Origin of the sequence: Halorussus vallis, assembly GCF_024138165.1 — an archaeon.
Taxonomy (GTDB): Archaea; Halobacteriota; Halobacteria; order Halobacteriales; family Haladaptataceae; genus Halorussus; species Halorussus vallis.
Genome location: NZ_CP100001.1, coordinates 283,071 through 305,680, shown reverse-complemented (window position 1 = coordinate 305,680; position 22,610 = coordinate 283,071). Strand labels below are relative to the sequence as shown.

Here is a 22,610-nt window from a genome sequence, read left to right as displayed (position 1 = left end):
ACACGAATCGGCCGACTACTTGCCCGAAAGTTAGCGCACGACCTCGATTTCCCTCTCGTTCAGTCCGTACAGCCGACAGACGATCTCGTCGACGGCGTCCTCGACCGCCGCGATGGCGTCGTCCAGTTCGACCGCCCGCTCGCGGACCGCGAGGTAGTGCTCTCCGACTTCGGCGACGACCGCGGCGCTCGGCAGGACGAGCGCCCGCAGGCGGTCAAGCGGCGAGATGGTCTTCGTCGCCGTCGCGCGGACGCCGGCGAACCCCCCGCCGCGCTCGACGGCGGCCGGGACGAACGCCTCGACCAGCGCGGTCTCACGCCAGCCGAGGCCGTGAACGCACAGCGCGGCCACGGGGTCGGTTTCGACGTACCCCCACCGGTCGGTGTCGGCAGTACAGGTGTTGCTCCGTCCGCGGCTCTCGGGTTTGTACCGGGCGGTCGCCGACACCGCGAGCGCGCAGACGCCGTCACCGGCGACGGCGTCTGCGCGCACACGTTCCCCGGGCTGGCCGCACGCGCACCCCCGCTCGACGTCGACCCGGCCGATTCGGAGGCCCTCGCGGTCGGCCGCGGTCGCGGCCAGAATCGAATCGCCGACGCCGTCGGCCGGAATGCCGACCTCGCCCAGCGTCCGAGCGTTCCCGGCGCCGTCGGCTTCATCGGCGTTCACGGGGTCGGCGTCGAGGTAGTCGAGGAGGTCGAGGTCCAGCACCGCGCGCTCGTCGCCGAGTTCGCGGCGGCGCTGGACGAGCGCCGCCACGGCCGCGGCGGGGTCGTCGGGAATCCGGCGTTCGACGCCCGCGGCGGCCGCCACGTCGGGCGGCGACACCAGCGCGGGGTCGGGGTCCGGCACCGGAATCTCGGCGGCGAACGTCGGCTTGAAGCGGAGGTAGTCGCCGCTGACCCGAGTGCCGCCGTACACCTGCCGGAAGTAGCGCGCGACAAACGCCGAGTTGAACACCCCCAGCAGGTACCGGAGCGGCAGGTCGCTCTCCGGGCGGGATCTGACGCTGTAGAGGGTGTTGAGCGCGTAGTGGCCCTCGCCGTCGTACGCGCCGACGGGCCGGTCGCTGATGTCCCGGACGAGAAGTTTCTCGCCCTCGAACACTGCGGGGTCCCGGAGGTCGGCGTACTCGCCCGACTCGCGGTCGACGAGTCCGTCGTCGTAGCGCACCCGCCGCCCGCCCCAGTCGAGTCGGTAGCGACCGACCTCCGCGCCGCCGACCACCTTCCGGTGAGTCCCGTCGTCTCCGTTCCTCCGTCCGTCGCCCCGGCCGTCTGTCAGCAGTTTCTCGCGGACGTTGCCGGTGTGGACGCCCTCGGCGAACGTCGCGTGGTCGCCGAGGCGGTCGCAATCGGCCACCACGTCGGCCGCGAGGTCGGCGAACGCCGGGTCGAGACCGACCGGAATCACCCGTCCGCCGAGCGAGTCGACGAACGACCGCGGGACCGGGGTCGCCGGGGCCCCTGCGAGCGCGGCCGGGTCCTCGGCGCGCCTGACGGTTATCGAGTTCGTCTCGGTGGCTTCTCCGTCTCTTCCGGGTTCGTAGGTCGCGACCACGGGGTAGACGTCGGCGTCGGGGAACGCGTCCAGCGACGAGGCGTCGAGCACCTCCCGCAGGCCGAGGTCGCCGAGCAGTCGCGCCCGGAGCGTCCGGGCGTACCGGGTCGTGGTCCACTTGTTCGGGACGACGACCGAGACTCGCGCGCCGAGTTCGCCCGCGAGTTCGAGGAACGGCACGTAGAGGTCGAACGCCCCCTCGGCCGTCTCGTAGCGCTCCCGGACGTAGGACTTCAGGTCGGCGTCGAGGTTGCGACTCCGGACGTACGGCGGATTGCCGACCACGGCGTCGAAACAGGCGTCGGCCGCCGCCGACCCGTCGGCGCCGTGGAACACTTCCGGGAAGGCGAGTCGCCAGTGGAAGAATCCCCGCTCGGCGGCCGCCGACCGGACCGCCTCGAACCACCGGGTTTCCTCGACGTCCTCTCGGGCCGTGTCCGACTCGACGGCCTCGTTCGCGCGCTCGACGGCGTCCGGTGGCAGGTCGAGCCCCAACCGCTCGGCGGTTCGGACGTTCGCCGCCGCGGTCAGTCGGCGGCGACGTTCGTCGGCCGATTCGTCGTCTGGGGGCCGCGATCTCTGCGCTTTCCGCGCACTTCGCGCTCCCCGCGACCCCGCGGGCGCGTCGGCGTCTCCCGGGCCGACGCCCACCAGCGAGTCGCCGCGCTTTAGGTGGCGGTCGAGGGATGCCACCGGCCGGTCGGCGTCGGGTGCCCGGAGCCACAGCGACGCCGTCGCCAGTTCGACCGCCATCCCGTTCCGGTCGACGCCGTAGACGCACCGGCGGGCGACCTGTCGGCGCGCCCAGTCGACGCCGCGGCCGCCTTCGAGCGTCTCCGGGCCGAGTCGCTCGGCCTGCTCCCGGCGGGCCGCGGCGACGGCCCGAGAGAGGCGTTCGACCGCCGCGACGAGGAAGTGGCCGCTCCCCATCGCGGGGTCGAGCACCGAGAGGTCGAACACGCGTTCGGCGAACGTTCCGGCGTAGTCGGGGTCGGTCGGGTTGAGGTCGTCGCGAATCTCGGCGACGAGCGGGTCGAGCGCGCGCTCGACCACGTGGCGGACCACGAACTCGGGCGTGTAGTACGACCCGGTCGCCTTTCGCGTCCCCGTCCCGGCGGCGATGTCGGCGTCGCCCGGTTCGACGCCGGCGAGCGAGTCGTCGGCGAGTTCGAGGTCGTACTCCAGCAGGTCCTCGTAGATGCGTCCGAGGTGGCGCACGTCCAGCGAGGAGTAGTCGACGAAGGTCCGTTCGCCGCCGTCACCGTCGTCGCTCTCGCCACCGGCGTCTCCGTCGCCGTCGGCGTTTTCCCCGCGGCGCTTTCGACGGGCCAGCAGGTCGACGACCCGTGCGAGGTGGGCGTCGCCCACCTCGTTCGCGGCGAGGAACGCGGCGGTCCCGCCCGAGTCGGGGCCGGTAGCGAAGAGGTCGCCGTCGTAGGCCGGAACCGAGGGGTCACCCTCGTCCCCGCCGAGCGCCGCGCTCCCCCGGTCGACGAGTTCGAACAGGTCGCCGAGTCGGTCCCAGAGGGTCGTCCTCCCCGGCCGGAAGTCGGGGTCGCCCCCGTCGAGTTCGTCGGCGACCCGCCGCTTGAGCGCGTCGAGGCTGAATCGCCGGCGGTAGACCGGGTCGTCGACATCGAGCGGGCCGCGACCGCCGCTCTCGGCGTACAGCACGACGACGAGGCGGAAGAGGTAGGTCAGCGACGCCTCGTAGACGGCGGAGAGGTCGTCGGCGCCGAGGTCCGAGTCGGCAAGGAATCCCCGTGCGAGCGTCGACAGCGCCGCGGCGCAGTTCTCGCGGAGGTCGTCGCTCAGCGCCGCGGCGAAGGCGTCGCTCCGCTCGCAGACGTACTCGACGAAGGGTTCGTCCGCTCGCGCTTCCGCGGCGTCGGCGGCGTCTCGTTCGAGGGGAGGAAACGCTCGCCGTCGGAAGAAGAGGTAGAAGTACTTGAACCGCTCCGGGTCGCCGGCCGCCAGCAACGCGGGCAGGTCGACCTCGTAGTGTGCGTCGAAGGGTCGGTTCGCCGGTCGGTAGTAGAGTCGCCACCGCCGACCGTCGGTGGCGACGGTCGCGTCGCGGTCGGTCGGGCCGAAGTCGGCCGCATCGAGGTCGGCCGCGTCGAGGCAGCGAATCCGACAGTCCGGACCGCGACGGTCGCCGTCGGCTCGAATCGGCTCCTCGGTCCTCGGCGGGTACCCCAGCGCGTCGAACACGCGGTCGAGTAAGTCCGCCTCGGGCCGTCGCTCGTTGCCCTCCGCGGCGAGGTCGATTCGCCCGCGGTAGAGGTCCCGAATCTCCTCGTAGGCGTTCCGGACCGCGCCGTCGTCGACCTCGGTCCAGCGGTCGGTCCGCGGGAGGCGCTCGCCGAGGTAGCGATTCGAGAACAGTCCGCGGTTCGTCAGATACTCGGGAACGGTCGACATGGTTTCTGGGATGGACGGTCGGAATTACGTTCGCCCGCGCCGGACGAAAGGTTGGTAATGTTTCACTTACGGCTACCACGCTAAGGGACACACCGGGATGAGGGCTTCGCCTAAATCTCTCGGTCGGGCGACCGCGCCGATTCCGCGGTCCTCCCTTCGACGCGTTTCGTTCCCGCCTCACCTCTCCGATGTCGCCGTCGCGGTCCGGGAACGACAGCTATTCAACTGCACTGTCCCAAGCCCCGACCATGACCACAGGGGTCGTCCTGCTGAACTTCGGCGAACCCGCGGAACCGACGCGAGAGAAGGTCGTCGGCTACCTCGAACGCATCTTCATGAACAACCGCTCGCTGGAGGGTGACACCACCGAGGAGGAGGCCCGCGAGCGCTCCCGACAACTCGCCGAGCGGCGCGCGCCCGGCCTCATCGAGGAGTACGAGGGGATCGGCGGGTCGCCGCTCAAACCCCAGGCGGAGGCCCAGGCCGCGATGCTGGCCGACGAACTCGACGCCCGGGGCTACGACGCCGAAACCTACGTCGGCATGCAGTTCACCGAACCGTTCATCGGCGACGCGGTCGAGGCCGCCCGCGAGGACGGCGTCGACGAACTCGTGGGACTTCCCATCTACCCGCTCTGCGGCGCCTCCACGACCGTCGCAGCGCTCGACGAACTGACGGACGCGGTGGCCGACCGCGACTGGGACGTCCCGGTCGCCGAGATCACGGGCTGGCACCGCCACCCGCGCTACAACGCGCTCCGGACCGACAACGTCCGGCGATTCACCGACGCCCACGGCGTCGACCTGGCCGACCCCGAGACGGAACTGCTCTACTCCGCCCACGGCACGCCCACCCACTATCTGGACGAGGGGAGCCGGTACGACGAGTACGTCGAGGAGTTCTGCGACGTCGTCGCCCGAAAGCTCGGCATCGAGGGGTACACGCTCGGCTACCAGAACCACGAGAACCGGGACGTCTCGTGGACCGAACCCGACGTCGAGGACGCGCTCGAAACCGTCGCGGAGTCCGGCGCCGAACGCGTCGTCGTCGAACCGGTGAGTTTCATGCACGAGCAGAGCGAGACGCTCTCGGAACTCGACGACGAACTCCGCGAGGAGGCCGCGGAACTCGGCCTCGACTTCTACCGGGTGCCGATTCCCCACGACGACGACCGGTTCCCGACCGTCCTCGCCGACCTCGTCGAACCGTTCGTCGCCGGCTTCGACCCCGGCTACTACCAGTTCCGGCAGTGCCAGTGTTCCGACAGCCCCGGCGCGATGTGTCTGAACGCACCGCGATGACCGGCGCGAGCGACTCAGAAGCCGGACCCCGGGTCGGCATCGTCGGCGGCGGCGTCACGGGCCTGTCGCTGGCTCACTTTCTGGCCGAGCGCGGCGTCGAGTTCGAACTCTTCGAGGCCGCCGCCGACCCCGGCGGCGTCGTCCGGAGCGAGCGCGCGGACGGCCTGCTGACCGAGCGCGGCCCCCAGCGAATTCGCCGGACCGACCTGCTGAACGGTCTAATTCGCGACCTGGGCCTCGACGACGAGGTCCTGGTCGCCGACCCGGACCTCTCCATCCGGGTCTACGCCGACGGGGCGCTCCACACCGCGCCGTTCACGGTCGCGGAGTTCATGGCGACCGACCTGCTGTCGGCCGACGCCAAGCGCGAGGTGCTGGCCGAACCGTTCACCGACCCGGCCGGTCCCGACGAAACCGCCGCGGACCTGTTCACCCGGAAGTTCGGCGCGGAGGCCTACCGCAACCTCCTCGGGCCGCTGTTCGGCGGCATCTACGGCTCGGACCCCGCCGAGATGCCCGCCCGCCACGCGCTCGCCGGCCTGCTGAAACTCGAAGCCCGCGACGGAAGCCTGCTCAAGACCGCCATCAAACGCTCGGAGAGCGACCACGAGTCGCCGCCGGCAATCTCGTTCGAGGACGGACTCCAGCGCCTCCCCGAGGCGCTCGCGGCCGCCCACGCCGACCGGGTCCGCCTCGGGACGCCCGTCACGGCCGTCAGAGAGGCCGGGGCGGGTCCGGGGTACGAACTGGAGACGCTCGACGGCGCGACGGCGTTCGACCAGGTCGTGTTGACGACGCCCGCCGACCTCACTGCCGACCTCGTGGCCGGCCTCACGCCCGACTCGGCCGACGCGCTCCGCGAACTCACCTACAACCCGTTGGCGATGGTCTACCTGCGCGCGGACGTCGCGAGCGACGGCGACGTCGACCCGAACGCGCTCGGCTATCAGGTTGGCTACGACGAAGACGTCCGCACCCTCGGCGTCTCGTGGAACGACGCCATGTTCGACCGCGGCGTTCGCGCGAGCGAAGCGAGCGCGGGCTCGTCGCGAGCGGAGCGAAGCGACGGCGTCTACACCGCCTTCCTCGGCGGGATGCACGACCCCGAGATACTGGACGGGAGCGACGAGACGCTCGGCGATGTCGCCGCCGCGGAGTTCGAAACCGTCACGGGCGCGCCCGCCGAGGTCGTAGACGTCTACCGCGTTCCGCGGGGCTTTCCGGCCTACGACGCCTCGTGGGACGCCCTAGAGCGAGTCGAACTCCCGCCGGGAGTTCGACTCGCGACGAACTACACGGCCCGGATGGGCGTGCCGAGTCGGTTGCGGGAGGCCGAGCAGTTGGCCGCGGAACTGGCGGACGTCCGAGACGAGTAACCGTCTGTCGAACCGACGACCCGCTTTCTACCTTCGGTACGCCGCTCGCCGCGCTATCGGTCGACCTCCTCGTGGACCGACTCGCCCGTTCCGGGTTTTGATTCCCACTCCCACTCGTCTTCGACCCTGACGCGTCCGTCGCCGAGCAGTTCGACCCGTCCGACGGAGTGTCCCGTCGCCGTCTCGCCGCGCTCGTTCATCTGGACGTACCGAACGTCCCACCGCGAGCCGTCGAACGTCCCGACCAGGTGACCGTCGACGATTCTGCCGCCGGAGTAGTTAGCGTATATCCGCTCGCCGTCCTGTTCGAAGTGAAACTCGGTTTCCGCATTCACTTCGCCCGCTTCGTCGTTCGAGACGCCGGCGAGCGTCCGTCCGTCGAGCGATATCTCGTCGGTCATGGTCGAACGACTTCGGACGGACGAGTAACTGTTTCGACGGACGGACACTCCCGGAACGCCGGAGCATCCTCCCAGTTCCGCGACGCCAACCGTTATGTGGGATGGGGCGGGAACCCCCGGTATGTCGCTCCTGCTGGAGAACGCCCTCTCCGCGTTCCGGCCCGAGGAGGCCGCCCTCGTTCCGGCTGACGCCCTCTCGGACGACGGCGCGCTCGCCGCGCCGCTGGCGGTGGAAATCGTCGCGGGCTACGCCGACCACCACGACGACCTGTGCCACCCCGAGGCCGATGACTGGCTCCGCCTGCCGCTTCACGAGGCCGACTCGGCCGAACTCTCCGACGAGTACGTCGTCTACCGCGACCACGACCTCCGCGGCCCGCTGTTCGGCGCGGCGGGCGAGGACGGCGACGTCGAGTGGTCGGCGGCCGAGACGCTCGCCGACTCGTCGCTCGCGGCGCGGCTTCGGTTCTGGCACCCCGACCACGTCCCCGCCGAGATGCCCTCCTACCACGAGTCGCCGGTCGACCTGACCGAACCCGCTCGCAACCCGCTGTCGAGCGTCGACGAGTTACTCGACGGCCTCTGCGAGTTCGTCGCCGAGGAGCGGGCGGTCGAGCGCGAGGCGAACCGCGAACGCGCTGAGCGGACCTCGACGACCACCCTGTACCGCCGGGGCCACGACGTGATTCCCGCGCTCCGGTGCGACGGAGCCGACGACGGCGCACACGTCTTTCGCGTGCTCGACGCCCCCGAGGTCGGCCTCGAAGTCGACGCTGACGAGGTGAACCGCCGCCGGTACGTCCCCGACGAGTTCGGCGTCCACGAGGGCAACGAGGTGCTGATTCACGCGCCCGACGGCGCCGCCACCGAGGACTTCCCCGTCCGGGCCGCGGTCGAGTCGGTCCGCGGGACCGAACTACGGGTGGCGGTCGACTGGGACGAGGTGGACTCGCGCACCGCGGTCGGCGGCGTCCTCGGCCGACCGCGCGAGGGCTACGCCGTCTCCGGCCTGCTCAATCCGGTGCCCTACGACCGCCAGCGCGAGGCCATCGACGAACTCGGCTCTCGGGAGGGGCTGGGCGCGGTGCTGTCCGGCCGAGAATCGCTCACCTTCGACGACAGCGCGAAGGCCGCGAGCGAACCGCTCGACGACGAACTCAACCAGGACCAGCGGATGGCGGTCGACCACGCGCTGCTGGCCGACCGCCTCTTCTGCGTCCACGGGCCGCCGGGAACTGGCAAGACCCGGACGCTCGTGGAGTTCGTCCGGCGGTCGGTGAAGGCCGGCCGGGACGTGCTGGTCTGCGCCGACTCCAACCAGGCGGTCGACAACCTGCTCGTCGGCGCCAGCACCGCCGAACAGGCCGACCCCGGGTCGCTACACGCCTTCGGCCAGCACGGGACGGGCGAACTCGTCCTCGACCGGCGGAACGTCCGCCGGTCGAGCAACTCGCTGGTCCGCTCCTGCTACGGCGGGGCGGACGCCGGCGGTGAGCGTCCGGACGTGGTCGCGACGACCAACAGCAGCGCCGCCCGACTCGCCCGCGAGTTCGACGTGGCGGTCGTCGACGAGGCGACCCAGGCGACCTGCGCGGCGTCGTGCGTCCCGCTGGCCCGGGCCGAGAAGGTGGTGCTGGCGGGCGACCACCGCCAGTTGCCACCCTACAGCGCCACCGACGACCCCGCGGCGTCGAGTTACGGCCTCTCGCTATTCGAGCACCTCTACGCGGAGGGTGGCGTCTACGAGGGCGTCGGCGTCCAACTCCGCACCCAGTACCGGATGCACCGCGACGTGTCGTACTTCCCCAACCGGGCGTTCTACGACCGGTCGCTCCGGAACGGCCGGCGGGTTGACCCGCTGGCCGACCGCCCGCCCATCGTCGCCCACTCGCTCGGCGGCCCGGAGCGCCGCGACGACCACTCGTGGTACAATCCCACGGAGGCGACGCTGGTCGGTCTGCTCGTGAAGGACCTGCTGGGCAACGGCCTCGCCCCCGACGAGATCGGCGTTATCACGCCGTACCAGGCCCAGGTCGACGCTGTGCGCGACCGCCTCGCATCGGTGACCGGCGGCGACGCCGTCACCGTCGACACCATCGACGCCTTCCAGGGGAGCGAGCGGGAGGCCATCGTCATCTCGTTCGTCCGGAGCAACGACGACGGAACGGTGGGCTTCCTCGGCCGTCCGGAGGACGGCCTCCGCCGCCTCAACGTCGCGTTGACCCGAGCGAAGCGCCACTGCGCGCTCGTCGGCGACTGGAACACGCTTCGGGGACACCTGCGGGAGACGCCGACCCACGGCTGCGTCGAGACGTACCGCGGCCTCTACGACTACCTCGCCGACACCGGTCGGGTCGCGGAACCCGACCCCGCCCTGTTGCCTGCGCTGTAGGCGGTCGTCGGGGAGCGTCGCTCGTTCGGCTCGGCGCTGAACGCGCTGAGACTCCTCTTCGGCGAGAACTTTCTACATTCGGGCTCTCGTCACTTCGAGCATGACGACATCCTATCCGGCGGGAACCGGCGACCGCGGCGGCGTGGTGCTCGAACGGGTCGGCCGATACGAGTCGGGCAAGTTCGACGCCGACGCGGCCGAAATCGTCGCCACCAGCGCCGATTCGGACCACCTGTTCGTCGTCGACGCGGAGGCCTGCGCCGTCGACGTGCTCGACGTGACGACGCCCGCCGACCCCGAGCGAGCGGCCCAGATTTCGGTCGCCGAGGCGTGGCCCGACGCGGGCGAGGTGACCAACGTCGCCCTGAAGGACGACGTTCCCCTCGGCGACGGGACGACCACGGTGCTCGCGGTGTCGGTCGTCGCGGAGACGCCCCAGGAGCACGGTCGCGTCGTCTTCTACGACGCCCCGAAGCGCGCTCACGCGGCCACCGTCGAGGTCGGCGCGACGCCCGACGCGGTGAAGTTCACCCCCGACGGGAGTCGGGTGCTCACGGCCGACTCCGGCGAACCGAGCGACGACTACGAAACCGACCCGCCGGGGACGGTGAGCGTCGTGGACGTTCGCGACGGCGTGGGTGACGCGACGGTCGAACAGGCCGACTTTCGGGCGTACGACGGCCGGGAGGACGAACTCCGCGAGCGCGGCGTCCGAATCTTCGGCCCGAACGCGGCCGCCTCGACGAACTTCGAACCGGAGTATCTGACCGTCTCGGCCGACTCGACCACGGCCTACGTCGTCCTGCAGTTGAACAACGCGCTCGCCGAGGTGGACGTCGAGTCGGCGACCGTGACCGAGGTCCGCGCGTTGGGCTACAAGGACCACGACGCGACCGGGAACGAACTCGACGCCAGCGACGTCGACCGGTTGAACGTCCGGAACTGGCCCGTCTACGGGATGTACCAACCCGACGCCGTGGCGGCCTACGAGCGCGACGGGCAAACCTACCTGCTCACGGCCAACGAGGGCGGCGCGCGCGACGCCGAGGGATTCAGCGAGGTGACGACCGTCGCCGACCTCGACCTCGACCCCGACGCGTTCGACTTCGATTCGATGCCGGGCGTCTCGGACGTCGCCGACCTCCAGCGACCCGAGCATCTGGGCAACCTCCACACCACGACCGAGCGCGGCGACGTCGACGGCGACGGGCGACACGAGGAGATATACGCGTTCGGCGGCCGGTCGTTCGCCATCTGGAGACCCAACGGGACGCTGGTGTACGACAGCGGGGCCGACTTCGAACTCCTCGAAGCGATGCACCACCCCGAGTACTTCAACGCCGACGGAACGACGAACGCGCCGTTCGCCCAGAGCACCGCGAAGGGTCCCGAACCCGAGGGCATCGCCGTCGGCGACGTCGGCGGCCGCACGTACGCGTTCGTCGGCCTCGAACGCATCGCGAGCCTGGTCGTCTACGACGTGACCGACCCGACCGAACCGGCGTTCGTCCAGTACATCAACAACCGCGACTTCGACGTCGACCCCGAGCGAGACATCGAAGAAGGGCCGGCCGACCCGAGCGACGCGGGCGACCTCGGGCCGGAGGGCGTGACCTTCGTCCCGGCCGAGGCGAGCCCCGTCGACGCGCCGCTGGTCGCGGTCGGCAACGAAATCAGCGGGACGACGACGCTCTACCGGGTTCACGCGCTACAGGAGACGGGCGAGACGGAGTGAGAACGTTCGAGTTTCGCGGAGGCGAGACGGCGCGAACGGTCGCGCGACGAGGGCCCGAACGCGACGACGCTGACCCTACCACTCCCACTGCTTGGCCGTCTCCACGAACGCCTGCGCGTTCTCGACGGGCGTGTTCCGGTCGATGCCGTGGCCCAGGTTGAGGATGTGGCCCTCGGGGCCGGCCTTCTCGATGACCTCCGCTGTCTTCTCCCGGACGAATTCCTCGTCGCCGAGCAGGTAGGAGGGGTCGAGGTTGCCCTGCACGGGAGTTTCGCCCAGTTCCTCGCGGGTGTCGGCCATGTCGACGGTCCAGTCGAGGCCAACGACGTCGGCGCTCGCGTCGGCCAGCAGGTCGAGTTTCCCGCCGGGGTTCCGGACGAAGACGATGGAGGGGACGTCGACGGCTTCCAAGATTCGGCGGTGGAGCGGCTGGACGAACGTCTCGTAGTCGTCGGGGGTCAGCAGTCCGGCGTAGGTGTCGAACAGCTGAATCACCTCCGCGCCAGACTCCACCTGATAGCGGACGTACTCGACCACGACGTCGGTGAACCGTTCGAGCAGTTCGGCGAACGCCTCGGGGTGTTCGACCCGGAACTTCCGGACGGGGAGCTGTTTCTTCCCCGCGGGTTCGCCCGCGACGGCGTAGGCCGCGAGGGTGAAGGGACCGCCGGTGAAGCCGATGATGGCCGACTTCCCGCCGACGCTCTCCTGGAGGCGTTCGAGCAGCGCGCCGACGTAGTCGAGTTCCTCGCGCACGTCGGCGTGGCCCGCGGGTACGTCGGCGGGCGACTGGACGGGGTTCTCGACCACCGGGCCGACTCCGCTCTCGATGCGGTAGTCGAGGCCGAGCGGTTCGAGGACGGTAAGGATGTCCGAGAACATCACGAGGCCGTCGGGTTCGAACAGTTCCCAGGGCAGGAGCGTGATTCGCTCGGCGACCTCCGGGGTCGAGATGGCCTCCCTGAAGGTGTAGTCCTCGCGAATCTCGCGGTACTCGGGGATGTAGCGGCCGGCCTGGCGCATCAGCCAGACCGGCGGTCGCTCGGTGCGTTCGCCGCGGGCCGCCCGCACGAGGAGGTCGTTCATCGCCCGTGAGTTGCGGCGGCACCGGCTAATGGTTTCGGAATCGCGTTCGAGGCGCTCGCGCGCTCTCGGTAGTCCGCCTGCGTTCTCGGTCGCGCTTTCACAGGCGCACGTCTCGACCGCTCGCGGCGCGCTCTCGTCTCTCGAACGCCGTCGAGCGTTCGGCGTAATCGGTAAAAATATGGATTACGTCGGGAGTTTGATCGGAGAAGGAAACGATGTCTATGAACCGAAGGAGCGTCTTGTCCGCAATCTCCACCGGCGCTTTGGCCGGTTTCGCCGGTTGCGCCCGAATTCGAGGCGCACTCTTCGGGAGAATGCCCGAACGATTCGAACTCCGAAACGAAACCGCCGCTTCCGTGACGGTCGCCGTCACAATCGAGGCCGACGACAGGACCGTACTGGACGAATCGTACAGCGTCCCCGGGAACGGCGGTGCCTCGAAGCCGTGGCCGAAAGTGGAGGCGACTACGTACACAGTCTCGGCGGAGACGGCGACCGACGACTCGGCGTTTACGTTCGACCTGTCGGACTGGAAGGAACGAAACACCCCGCTGGTGGTACTCACGAAGAACGGCGTCGAGGTGTTCGTCGGCGAATGACTCCGTCGCTCGGGTACTCCGACAGACGGGTCGCCCGTGTTCGGGGTTCGCCCCCGTCGGTACGGATTCTCCCGTCCGCGCTCGAATAGTTCAGCGCTCCGAGGGCGCGAGATTCGGTCGTTCCGCTCCCCGTTCGGCGGCCCGCCGCGAGCGGCGGATTTCCCAGTTAGAATACGTGAAATTAGACACCGTTCCGGATTGTGTTACGTGGCCGCCACACCTATCAATACCGCGGTCGCGCCCGGTAGGTGGAGGGAAATCAGATGTCACAACAGTACCAACCGCAAGCGAGAGGCGTCCAGCAGTCCCAGTCGCTCGGCACTCCGACCCAGCAGGGCCAGCAATTCCAGCAGGACCAGCAGGTACAGCAGTTCCAGCCCGCACACTTCGACGAGGACCTCCGAAGCGAACTGCGGGCCGCGCTCGAAGACCTGAGTTGGCTCCGCAAGCAGACCAAGTGGGCGGCCGAGAGGGCTCACGCCACGTTCCAGGGTAGCGGTATCGAGACGACCCTGGAGGCCATCAGCGAAATCGCCGAACTCAACGAGGAACTCATCCTCAGCCGGTCGAAGTTCGTGCCCTACCAGGCCGACACTTTCCTGACGGTCGCCACAGAGGCCATCCGGGAACTCCAGCAGTTCGAACAGGAGCAGTTCGTCGGGGCGGTCATCACCGACCTGCTTCGGGCGATTCACTCCGTCGAGGAACTGCTCACCGTCTACCAGGGGTCGAACCAGCAGAGCGGCGCCCAGACCTCGGGACAGGGCCAGCCCCAGGGTCAGATTCCGACCCGGACCCGGAGCCAACCGCCGATGCAGAGCCAGCAGAGTCAGCCGTTCACCGGTTCGCAGTACTGACCCCGCCCGGATAGCCGCCGACGCACCGCCGTGACACCGCGACTCTCTTTCGGTCCGGCCGCCCGCTCCGTCGACGCACGGGCCTCGACACTCGAAGCCGCGGCCGACCGCGGTTCGTCCGCGGTCGACCGCGACCTCCCGGCCGAGACGTTGAAGGCGCTCGCACGCCTTTCGTTCCACGAGCGGAGTCGACGCCAGCAGTGACGCCGGCGTCGAACGGGGGACTTTCGATGCGCGTTCTGGTGATACCCGAACTCTACCGACCCGACGACCCGAGTGCGAACGGCACGCTCGCCGACGCCGCGACGTGGGTCGAGCGGTGGCTCGAACTCGACGACTCGCTGCACGTCTACTGGCTGGTGGACCCCGGCACGCCCGACGCGGCGGTGCTGGCCGACCGCGAGCGCGTCACCGCGATTCGAGCCGACCCGTTCGCCGCGGGCGAGTCGGAACTGTTCACCGAGGGCGGCTACGGGTGGGACGAACTCTCGGCCCTGAAGCGCGAGATATACGACCGCGGCGCGTACCTCGACTGCGTGGTCGACCAGCGCCGGACCGGCCGGTTCGACCTCTCCAAGTGGCTCCGCGAGCAGACCGACCACTGGGCGGCCGACGTCGACCCCTTCGACGTGATCGCCAACGTCCACGACCTCCAGGTGCCGTTCAAGTACCGCTACTGCTCGCACCGCGACGACTTCCAGAGCAAGATGGAGATGGCGAGCGCCGTCTTCTCGGACGGCATCTGGTTCAAGGCCGGCGCCGACGCCCGGCAACTCCGGGAGCGCGCGACCGACTTCCTCCGGCCCGAGGCGGTCGAGTCGGCGCTGGACGGGGCGCTCGAAACCGGCAGTCCCATCCACTTCTCTGCGTTCGACGAGCGCTACGCCGACGAACCGACCGCGCTCCACCTCGCGGGGTCGATGTGGGAGAAGAAGCGCGCCGACCGCCTGCTGGCGGTCGGCGAGCGCCTCCACGACGAGTTCGGAATCGAGACGCTGCTCACCAGCATGGACCCGATTCCGGACGCCTACGCCGAACCGGCGTGGGTCGACGCGTATCCCGAGGCCGACCGCGAAACCTACGAGCGCGCGCTCGCCGCGGGCGACCTCGCCGTCTGCGCCAGCGAGTACGAGACGATGGCCCGTACGCCGTTCGAGCAGGCCGCCAGCGGCCAGGTGCTGGTCCTCCGGGACGAGCCGTGGATATACGACTCGGTGCCCGACGACCACCCGCTGGTCGGCGACTCAGACGACCTCCCGGACATCGCGGCCGCGGCGGTCCGGAACTGGGACGAGGCGGTCGCGGCCAACCGCCACCTCGTCGCCCACGCCGAGCGAGTCCGGGACCCCGACCGGTGCGGGCGACGGACCTACGACGACCTCCGCGGCCGCGTCGAGGACAAGCGCGAGCGCTACGACCTCGACCGCTCGGACGCCCCGGTGCGGGCGGCGCTCGCGGCGGCCGTCGATTCGGACGGTGCGCAACGCTCGGAGCGCGACGCCGCCGCGCGCGGCGGCGTCGCGCTCGACGACCTCGCCGCGCTGACCGCCGAGTACACCGACGACGGCCGGCCGGTGACGGCCCGCGAGGACTACGCCCTCGCGGACCTCGTCTACGCCCTGCGGTCGTTCGGATTCGAAGACGCCGGCAATCCGGGGACGCCGGTCTTCCGGCGCGTCGACGACGCGCCGGAAGACGAAGACGGTCACACGAAAGAATCGGAACGCGCGGCGGTCGGCGAGGACCTCGTGGCCGAGTAGCCGGCCACGTTCGTCCGGGCGTCGCTCACGAGGAGGCCGACGACGACTCGTCCTCGTCGGAGTCGCCCGGTTCGCCCAGGTTCCGTTTCCCCAGCGAGGGGGCCGCGTCGACGTCCGGCGAGAGCTCCTCGCCGTGGATGAGGTCGGTCACGACGATGCGGACCGCCTGGATGACCAACACGAAGAACAGCGGGAGCAGGAAGAACCCGTACCAGCCGAACAACATCGGCCCGAGGATGTACGCGAACATCATGATGCCCACGTGGATCTGGTTGCCCGAGATGTACGGCTGGAGGAACGTCTGGGGCAGGATGTCGAGCACGAGGAACGACACGACCAGCAGGCCGACGGGGTAGACCATCGCCGCGCCACCCTGCCCGGACGCGACCCAGGCGAGGTACGCCACCAGCGGGACGTAGACGACCTTCCCGACAACGAGCGGGACGAGGCTCGCCACCCCGGTCAACAGCGCGAGCAGGATGGCGTACGGGATGGTGAGCGACGGCGGCGCCACGAAGTTGAACCCGTAGTAGACGATTGCCGAGAGTATCGCCATCACGAGCACGAACAACACGTTCCCGAAGAACACCGTCTCCAGTTCGTCGTCGACGGCGTAGGCGTAGGCGTAGCCGGTCGTCCCCTTCGGCGCCACCTCCTCGCGGAACCACTCCGCGATGCCGTCGTCGTCCCGGAGCAGGAAGAACGCCAGCCCGAACGACAGCGACACCAGGACCGCCGCCCCGACGAGTGCGCCGAGTGCGGACAGCGCGGCGGTCACCAGCTGTCGAATTCGGCCGGTCCCCAGCGACTGGACTCGCTGGGGGTTGTTCAGCAGCGTCTGGACGAGGTTCTGCTGGCTCGCGGTGAGCGACTCGACGTTCAGCACCGGCGCGAGCAGTCCCGTGACGCCCTCCGCCCCCGACAACGCCGCCGCGTCTCGGAGCGCCGCCAGGCCGACGTAGCCGAGGACGAACAGTACCGGCGTCACGATGCCCGCCAGCGTCAGGCCGGCCGCCAGTCCGTCGTTGTCGACGACTTCGTCGACACGGTCGCAGATGGGCCGGGCGGCGTAGTAGAGGAACACGCCCAGCACGAACATCCCTACGAACGAGTAGCCGACGTAGACGACGCCGACCCCGAGCGCGAGCAGGTAGAGCCACCATGCGATTCGGTTCCTGTCGTAGTCGACGAACTCTTGCCAGTTCACGAGCGAAAGCCTCCGAACGGTTTCGAATCGGTCGAATCGGTCTGTTTCGCGTCTTTCAAATCGCGGTCGCCCCCGCGGCCACGGGGAGCGCGATGCCGGTGACGTAGCGGGCGTCGTCGCTCGACAGCCACATGAACGCCGCGCTCACGTCCTCCGGTTCGACGATCTCACCCAGCACGTTGTCCGGGCCGGACTGCTCCGCGATTTCGGCCATCTCCTCGCCGATGGACTCGACGATGCCGCCCACCATCGCGGTGTCGACCGCGGTCGGACAGACCGCGTTGACCGTCACGTCGTGCTGGGCGAGTTCCATCGCGAGGTTCTTCGTCAGTCCGATGACGCCGTGCTTCGCGGCGCTGTAATGGCCGAGTCCCGGCGAGGCGACCATCCCGGCGGTCGAGGAGGTGTTGACGATGCGCCCGCCCTCGCCGCGCTCTATCATGTGCTGGCCGACGTACTTCGAGCAGAGCCACATCCCCTTGAGGTTCACGTCGAGGGCGTGGTCCCACGTCTCCTCGTCCAACTCCATCAGCCCCGAAACCGGCGCGACTCCCGCGTTGTTGGCGAGGATGTCGATGCGGCCCAACTCCGAGACGGCGTGCTCGACGCCCGCCTGCACCTCCGCCTCGTCCGAGACGTCCATCTGGACGCCCAGCGCGCGCTGGCCCCGCTCCTCGACCATCCGGACCGTCTCGTCGAGTTCGGTCTCGTCGCCGAGTTCGTACGTCGACTCGTCGGTCGTCTCGCAGATGTCGGCACACACCACGTCCGCCCCGTTCTCGGCGTACCGCAGGGCGTGCGACCGACCCTGTCCGCGCGCCGCTCCCGTCACCATCGCTACTTTCCCCTCGAAGTCGTATTCCGCCATGGTTGCCGAAGGATAGACGACAGCCAGCGGTAAAACGCTGATTGCCGTCGGTCCGGTCGCCGCCACTAAGCCCCCTCGACGCCTACGACGTACATGGTTAACGCCTTCTGGCTGGACCGCGACCTCGGGCAGGCGGTCCGGTGGCTGGTCGACCGCCACGTCACCTCGTCGGTCTTCGAGAACGCGATGGTGCTCACGACCGCGGTCCAGTTGAACGGCTACGCCGAAGGCGAACCGGAGGTCCGCGACGACCTCTACTTCACCCACCCGAACCACCCGCTCACGCGCTGGGCGGCCGCCCATCCGGACAACTGGGCGTACCTCTACGAGTACACAAAACTGGCCCACGAGGAGTGGAAACACCGCTGGGACCACCCGCCCGAGAAGGTCCACGGGAGCTGGGCGACCGTCCGGACGCTGGACGACGACGAAATCGCGGGCCTCGACTGGCCGGGCGACCCGGGCGACCCGCCGCAGGTGACCGACGGCTGGCACGCCGACGACTACGTCGACGCCTATCGGCTCTACTACGCCAACGAGAAGCGCCACCTCTTCGAGTGGTCGGGCGGCCGGACCAGGCCGCCGTGGATAGACGACTACGTGCGTTCGGAGACCGAGAAGGAAGAGCGGTCCGGCGCTTAATCGTCGCCCGAAGCGTCGGGCGCGACGCCCGACGCTTCGGCCGCGCTGAGGGTGGAGTACCCGACCGCGACCGCGTAGAGGCCGACGACGCCCAGGCCCGTGCCTGCGAGCACGCTCATCATCCATCCTGCGGGCGAGACGTGGAGGCCGGGGAGTCCGGCAGTCTCCCAGATTCCGTCGAGGAGGTGGACGGCGGCCGCCGCGAGGAACCACGCGCCCGCCGGGAGCGCCACGCGGGCGTTCTCGCGGAGGACAGGTTCGACGTCGCCCGTAATCGGCACCGACACCGACGGTGCCAGTACGACGCCGCGGACGACGACGTAGAGCAGCGCCATCACGGTACCGGCGCTGCGGACGGTACCGCCGATTGCGGGGTCGAGCGTGAACAGCCACGACAGGACGTTCCAGAACAGCAGTATCGCGGCGACCGGAATCGCTTCCTGCGCCCAGCGTTTGGCGGGGAGGGTCATGGCTTCGACTGTTCGCGGAGTTGTTAAAACTCTTTCACCGTCGGTCCGAGCCCGACGGTTTGTGCTCGCCTCGGAGCGACGAGTGCGTGCACCCGCAGAAGCGGTCTACCGATCAGTCGTCGCTCGAAGCGTCGGATGCAATGCTCGGCGAAGCCGACTCGCCGAGGGTGGCGTAGCCGACGGCGACGGCGTAGAGGCCGACGACGCCCAGACCCGCACCGGCGAGCGCACTCCCGAGGGCGACGGCCCCGGACGACGGGCCGTACGCGTACAGATTCCCGTCGCCGGCGTAGACGATTATCGCGCCCAGGAACCACGCACCGGCGAGGACGGCGAGGCGGGCGTTCTCGTGGAGCACCGCCTCGACGTCGGCCGCGACGGTCGGTTGCACCTCCGCGGAGAGCGAGACGCCGCGGACGACGACGTACAGCGCGGCCATGACGATTCCGGCGTCGCGAACCGGCCCGCCGACGTTCTGCATCTGTGCGACGACCGCGAGCAGGTTCCAGAACAGCAGTATCGCGGCGACGGGAACCGGTTCTCGCGCCCAGCGCTTCGGAGGGAGGGACATACCTCCGACTGTCCGCGGAGTTGTTAAAGTTCTTTCACCGTCGGCCGAAGAATAGTAGTCCGTCTCCGCCGTCTCTCGTACCCGATGCACGTGCTGGTCGCCGCGCACGACTTCTACCCGGACCCCGGGTCGGGCGGGTCGGGGCGGTACGTCCACGAAACCGCCAAGCGACTCGTCGACCGTGGCCACGAGGTGTCGGTGCTGACCCGCCGCCGCGGGGACGTTCCGGCCCGCGAAACCGTCGCGGGCGTCCGCGTGGCCCGCTACGACCTCTCGGTCGCCGAGGAGTCGGCGCCGCGAATCGCGGCCCAGTTGCCCGACGCGGTTCGGACGGTCTGGGACCACCTCGCGGCGCTCCCCGACCCCGATTTACTGAGCTTTCAGGGACCCGTGACCGGCCCGCTGCTCGACGCGCTGGCCGACGATTCGCTCCCGCGGAGCGCCACCTTCCATAGCCCCTGGCCCACCGAGTATCGCATCCGGACGGCGGGTTCGGACGACCTGTCGGGGCCTCGCCGCCGCCTCAACGTCGAACTCCGGCGGCGGGTCGAGCGCCGACTGCTGGCCGACTGCGACGCGGTCCAGGCGCTGAGCGAGTTCATGCGCGGGAAACTCCGCGAGACGTACGGCCCGGTCGCCGACCCGGCGGTCGTCCCCGGCGGCGTCGACCTGGACCGGTACCGGCCCGACGCCGGGGTCTACGGACCGATGGCGGGCGACTCGGCCTCTCCGTCCACTGAGTCGCCCGCCGAGACGACAACGGTGGCGAGCGACGGGTCGGGCCGCGACCACGGGGAAGCCGGCGGGACCGACTTCCTGACGGTCCGGCGACTCTCTCCGCGGATGGGTCACGGGATGCTCCTGCAGGCGTTCGCCCGACTCGCGCCCGAGCGCCCGGACGCCAACCTCTTCGTCGCGGGCGACGGCCCGCTCCGCAAACCGCTGGAACGGACCGCGGCCGAACTGGGCGTCGAAGAGCGCGTGACGTTCCTCGGCTACGTCCCCGACGCCGACCTGCCGAGCGCCTACGCCACCGCCGACTGCTTCGTACTGCCGACGCGGAAACTGGAGGGGTTCGGGCTGGCGACGCTGGAGGCGCTGGCCTCGGGGACGCCGGTAGTGGCCACGCCGGTCGGTGGCACCACGGAACTGCTCGACGGATTGGCGGCGGACGACCGCGTGCCCGAGGACCCGCTGGTCCCGTCGGTCGACGCCGAGGCGCTCGCCGACCGGATGGCGGCGTGGGCGGGACTGTCGGCGAGCGAGCGCGAGGCGGCGGGCCGAGCGTGCCGCGACCACGCCCGCGAGCACTTCACCTGGGAGCAGACCGTCGAGGAAACCGAGACGCGGTATCTAGAACTGGTCGGGTAACGACGATAACGACTCCAACGCGTAGCACTCCGCGACGACAACGACGGTACCGCCACCTCGCACGATTCGAATGAGTCCCGCACCCAACCGCAACCGTGACAGCCAGCACGACCGCGACAGCCAGCGCAACCGCGACAGCGACCGCCACTTACACGGTACAACTGAGTAACCGCCTCGCAACAGCCACGCGCCTCCCCAGCCGACTCCTTCGCGTCCTCCGGACGCTCAGTCATCCCTCGCGTGAGATGGTCGCGACACGAGGCACCGTCGGAGCTTCGCTCCGACGAGCTTGCGTTCGCTTTGCTCACGCAAACCGCGACCCCGCGCGCCACGCCGGCCGTGGAGATGCGCGAAACGAGCCTCGGGTCACGGCGCGCTCTGGCGCGAGTTCCTCCTGCGCCTCACACGTTCGAGATCAGTCCCCGCTCGCCGGTTGTTCCTTCGCCGTCTCCGCGGCAAGTTCGGCCTCCGGGACCCCCGCGGCCGGCCGGTCGAGCGCCTCCGCGACCACGCGGCGAATCTCGCGCCGGAAGCGGTCGCGGCCGAACCGGCGCTTCATCGCCTGCGGGCCGAACGGTCGCCGGAGTTCCCGCTGGAGGCCGCGGTCCGAGACGACCTCCGAAATCTTCTCGACGGCGTCGTCGGGGTCTGAGTAGGTGAGTTCCGGCCGGTCGTCGACGATGGCGTGCTGGCCGCCGGTTTCGGGGACGAACGGAATCGCGCCGCCCGCCGCGAGTTCGGCGACCGCCATCCCGAAGTGCTCGTACTGCTTGCCGTGGATGCCGTACTTGTGGTTGCAGATGCGCTCGACCAGTTCGTCGCGGGGAATCTCGCCCTCGAGGTGGACGTAGTCGCGGCCCGCCGCCTTCGCCTCGACCTCGGTGCGGTACTCCTCGTCGACCGTCGGGCCGATGACGTGGAGGTGGGTGTCGTGGCCGCGCTCGCGGGCTCCCTCGATCACCTCGATGAGTTCGACGATGCGCTTGCTCCGCTCGATGCGCCCGACCGTGACGAAGCCGTCCTCGCGCTCGTCCCACGGCCGGTTCTCGAACTCGCGGGTGTCTATCGGCGGGTGGAGCACCTCCGGGCGGGTGTCGTAGGCGTCCTCGACCACGTCGGCGGTCCACCCCGAGTTCGCCAGTAGTGCGTTCGACTGGATGTCGGCCCGGTCGACGCCCGCGACCCGGGTGGCGAACCGCTCGTAGAGCGAGTCCTCCTCGACGGTCGGGTGGAAGATGTGCTCGCGGTTCTCGGCGCTCACCGTCCAGTCGAACGGGAAGTGGATGTACTGGACCGAGTCGGCCTCCAGGCCGAGTTCGTTGATGGTGCTGACGAGCAGGTCGAAGTCGTCGGCCCGCCTGCTGGCGTACCGGCCCAGCAGCGCGTTCTGGAGGATGTAGTACTTCAGCCCGAACCGCTCGTTGAGCCACGGCGCGAGGCGGCCCGCCCGTTCGACGGTCAGGGCCGCCTCGTCGACGTCGGTGTCGAAGTAGTCGTTGAGTTCCTCCAGGTCCGGGTCGGTCAAGGTCAGCACCGTCACGTCGTGGTCCTCCTGCAGGGCTTCGAGGACGTTCATCGCGACGGCTTCGCCTCCACCTTTGGACATCAGATCCATGTGGATGACTGCAATTTCCCCCATCGTACCAGTCCCTTGTGAGGAAGTCGTCCCGGCCAAAGTTAGGCATATTGGGCGGAGAAGAACAGGTCACAGGCCGGGTACGAGCGCCCATAACGCGACAAACGTATTCTCGGAAGATGACGCGACACGTACTCTCGGCCGACCGACAGGCGAGCGCCACGGCGCGTCCGAGGTCGCCACCCGACGCGAGGGTTGGCACGTGAACAGACGGAACCGCCGAATTCCGCGGTGAAATTCCGAATACTCTCCGGAAAGAACGCGTTACTCGGCCGCTACGGCGGCGTTCAAGGCGCTAATCTCCGCTTGCAAAACTCTCGTTTCCCTCGAATCGCGGGGGTAGCGGAATACTAG

Annotated in this window: 17 protein-coding genes; 9 read left to right on the top strand and 8 right to left on the bottom strand. The window is 69.5% G+C overall.

The genetic code is table 11. The features are described from left to right. Positions 1 to 30: 30 nt before the first annotated feature. On the bottom strand, positions 31 to 3,984 hold the full coding sequence (locus NGM07_RS21535) for an Eco57I restriction-modification methylase domain-containing protein (protein ID WP_253520331.1): 3,954 nt from the start codon (positions 3,982 to 3,984) through the stop codon (positions 31 to 33). Between the two features lie 248 nt (positions 3,985 to 4,232). On the opposite strand from NGM07_RS21535, the gene hemH reads away from it, so the two are divergent. Both hemH and hemG read left to right on the top strand, forming a co-directional pair. Next, positions 4,233 to 5,285 carry a ferrochelatase gene (gene hemH, locus NGM07_RS21530; RefSeq protein ID WP_253520329.1) on the top strand — a complete coding sequence of 351 codons (1,053 nt, stop codon included), beginning with the start codon at positions 4,233 to 4,235 and terminating at the stop codon, positions 5,283 to 5,285. Beyond that, positions 5,264 to 6,661 (top strand): protoporphyrinogen oxidase, encoded by a 1,398-nt coding sequence (hemG, locus tag NGM07_RS21525; protein WP_253520327.1) that lies wholly within the window; start codon positions 5,264 to 5,266, stop codon positions 6,659 to 6,661. The genes hemH and hemG overlap by 22 nt, the downstream gene beginning before the upstream one ends. Before the next feature lie 53 nt (positions 6,662 to 6,714). Here the strand turns inward: hemG and NGM07_RS21520 are convergent, their stop codons facing one another. Further along, positions 6,715 to 7,062, bottom strand: a complete 348-nt coding sequence (locus NGM07_RS21520; protein ID WP_253520325.1) for an avidin-fold protein — start codon at positions 7,060 to 7,062, stop codon at positions 6,715 to 6,717. 121 nt (positions 7,063 to 7,183) lie between these two features. Between NGM07_RS21520 and NGM07_RS21515 the strand changes: the two genes are divergently transcribed. Both NGM07_RS21515 and NGM07_RS21510 read left to right on the top strand, forming a co-directional pair. Further along, positions 7,184 to 9,454 carry an AAA domain-containing protein gene (locus NGM07_RS21515; protein WP_253520324.1) on the top strand — a complete coding sequence of 757 codons (2,271 nt, stop codon included), beginning with the start codon at positions 7,184 to 7,186 and terminating at the stop codon, positions 9,452 to 9,454. A 100-nt stretch (positions 9,455 to 9,554) separates the two neighbouring features. Next, entirely contained in the window at positions 9,555 to 11,189 is a 1,635-nt protein-coding gene (locus tag NGM07_RS21510) for a choice-of-anchor I family protein (protein WP_253520322.1), read from the top strand. Positions 11,190 to 11,264: 75 nt separating this feature from the next. On the opposite strand, the gene hemE is transcribed toward NGM07_RS21510, so the two are convergent. Then, positions 11,265 to 12,275: a uroporphyrinogen decarboxylase gene (gene hemE / locus NGM07_RS21505; RefSeq protein WP_253520320.1), complete on the bottom strand. Its 1,011-nt coding sequence runs from the start codon at positions 12,273 to 12,275 to the stop codon at positions 11,265 to 11,267. A 314-nt stretch (positions 12,276 to 12,589) separates the two neighbouring features. Here hemE and NGM07_RS21500 point away from each other — a divergent pair, with 314 nt between their 5' ends. From NGM07_RS21500 to NGM07_RS21490, 3 genes are all read left to right on the top strand, one after another. Beyond that, on the top strand, positions 12,590 to 12,874 hold the full coding sequence (locus tag NGM07_RS21500; RefSeq protein ID WP_253520318.1) for an Ig-like domain-containing protein: 285 nt from the start codon (positions 12,590 to 12,592) through the stop codon (positions 12,872 to 12,874). A 263-nt stretch (positions 12,875 to 13,137) separates the two neighbouring features. Next, positions 13,138 to 13,731 carry a hypothetical protein gene (locus tag NGM07_RS21495; RefSeq protein ID WP_253520316.1) on the top strand — a complete coding sequence of 198 codons (594 nt, stop codon included), beginning with the start codon at positions 13,138 to 13,140 and terminating at the stop codon, positions 13,729 to 13,731. A gap of 230 nt (positions 13,732 to 13,961) precedes the next feature. Continuing rightward, positions 13,962 to 15,491, top strand: a complete 1,530-nt coding sequence (locus NGM07_RS21490) for a glycosyltransferase family protein (protein WP_253520314.1) — start codon at positions 13,962 to 13,964, stop codon at positions 15,489 to 15,491. Between the two features lie 25 nt (positions 15,492 to 15,516). On the opposite strand, the gene NGM07_RS21485 is transcribed toward NGM07_RS21490, so the two are convergent. Together NGM07_RS21485 and NGM07_RS21480 are read right to left on the bottom strand one after the other, a co-directional pair. After that, positions 15,517 to 16,698, bottom strand: a complete 1,182-nt coding sequence (locus NGM07_RS21485) for an AI-2E family transporter (RefSeq protein WP_253520312.1) — start codon at positions 16,696 to 16,698, stop codon at positions 15,517 to 15,519. 55 nt (positions 16,699 to 16,753) lie between these two features. After that, the gene (locus NGM07_RS21480; protein WP_253520310.1) at positions 16,754 to 17,566 is read right to left on the bottom strand and encodes a mycofactocin-coupled SDR family oxidoreductase; all 813 of its coding nucleotides are present in this window, start codon (positions 17,564 to 17,566) and stop codon (positions 16,754 to 16,756) included. Between the two features lie 93 nt (positions 17,567 to 17,659). Between NGM07_RS21480 and NGM07_RS21475 the strand changes: the two genes are divergently transcribed. Then, complete coding sequence (locus NGM07_RS21475; protein WP_253520308.1) at positions 17,660 to 18,208, top strand: hypothetical protein; 549 nt, start codon at positions 17,660 to 17,662, stop codon at positions 18,206 to 18,208. On the opposite strand, the gene NGM07_RS21470 is transcribed toward NGM07_RS21475, so the two are convergent. After that, entirely contained in the window at positions 18,205 to 18,678 is a 474-nt protein-coding gene (locus NGM07_RS21470; protein WP_253520307.1) for a hypothetical protein, read from the bottom strand. The genes NGM07_RS21475 and NGM07_RS21470 overlap by 4 nt on opposite strands. A 112-nt stretch (positions 18,679 to 18,790) precedes the next feature. After that, a complete protein-coding gene (locus NGM07_RS21465) occupies positions 18,791 to 19,249 on the bottom strand; it encodes a hypothetical protein (protein ID WP_253520305.1) in 459 nt (152 codons plus the stop codon). Positions 19,250 to 19,333: 84 nt separating this feature from the next. Between NGM07_RS21465 and NGM07_RS21460 the strand changes: the two genes are divergently transcribed. After that, the gene (locus NGM07_RS21460) at positions 19,334 to 20,620 is read left to right on the top strand and encodes a glycosyltransferase family 4 protein (RefSeq protein WP_253520303.1); all 1,287 of its coding nucleotides are present in this window, start codon (positions 19,334 to 19,336) and stop codon (positions 20,618 to 20,620) included. A gap of 415 nt (positions 20,621 to 21,035) precedes the next feature. On the opposite strand, the gene NGM07_RS21455 is transcribed toward NGM07_RS21460, so the two are convergent. Then, entirely contained in the window at positions 21,036 to 22,259 is a 1,224-nt protein-coding gene (locus tag NGM07_RS21455; RefSeq protein WP_253520301.1) for a glycosyltransferase family 4 protein, read from the bottom strand. Positions 22,260 to 22,610 lie beyond the last annotated feature (351 nt).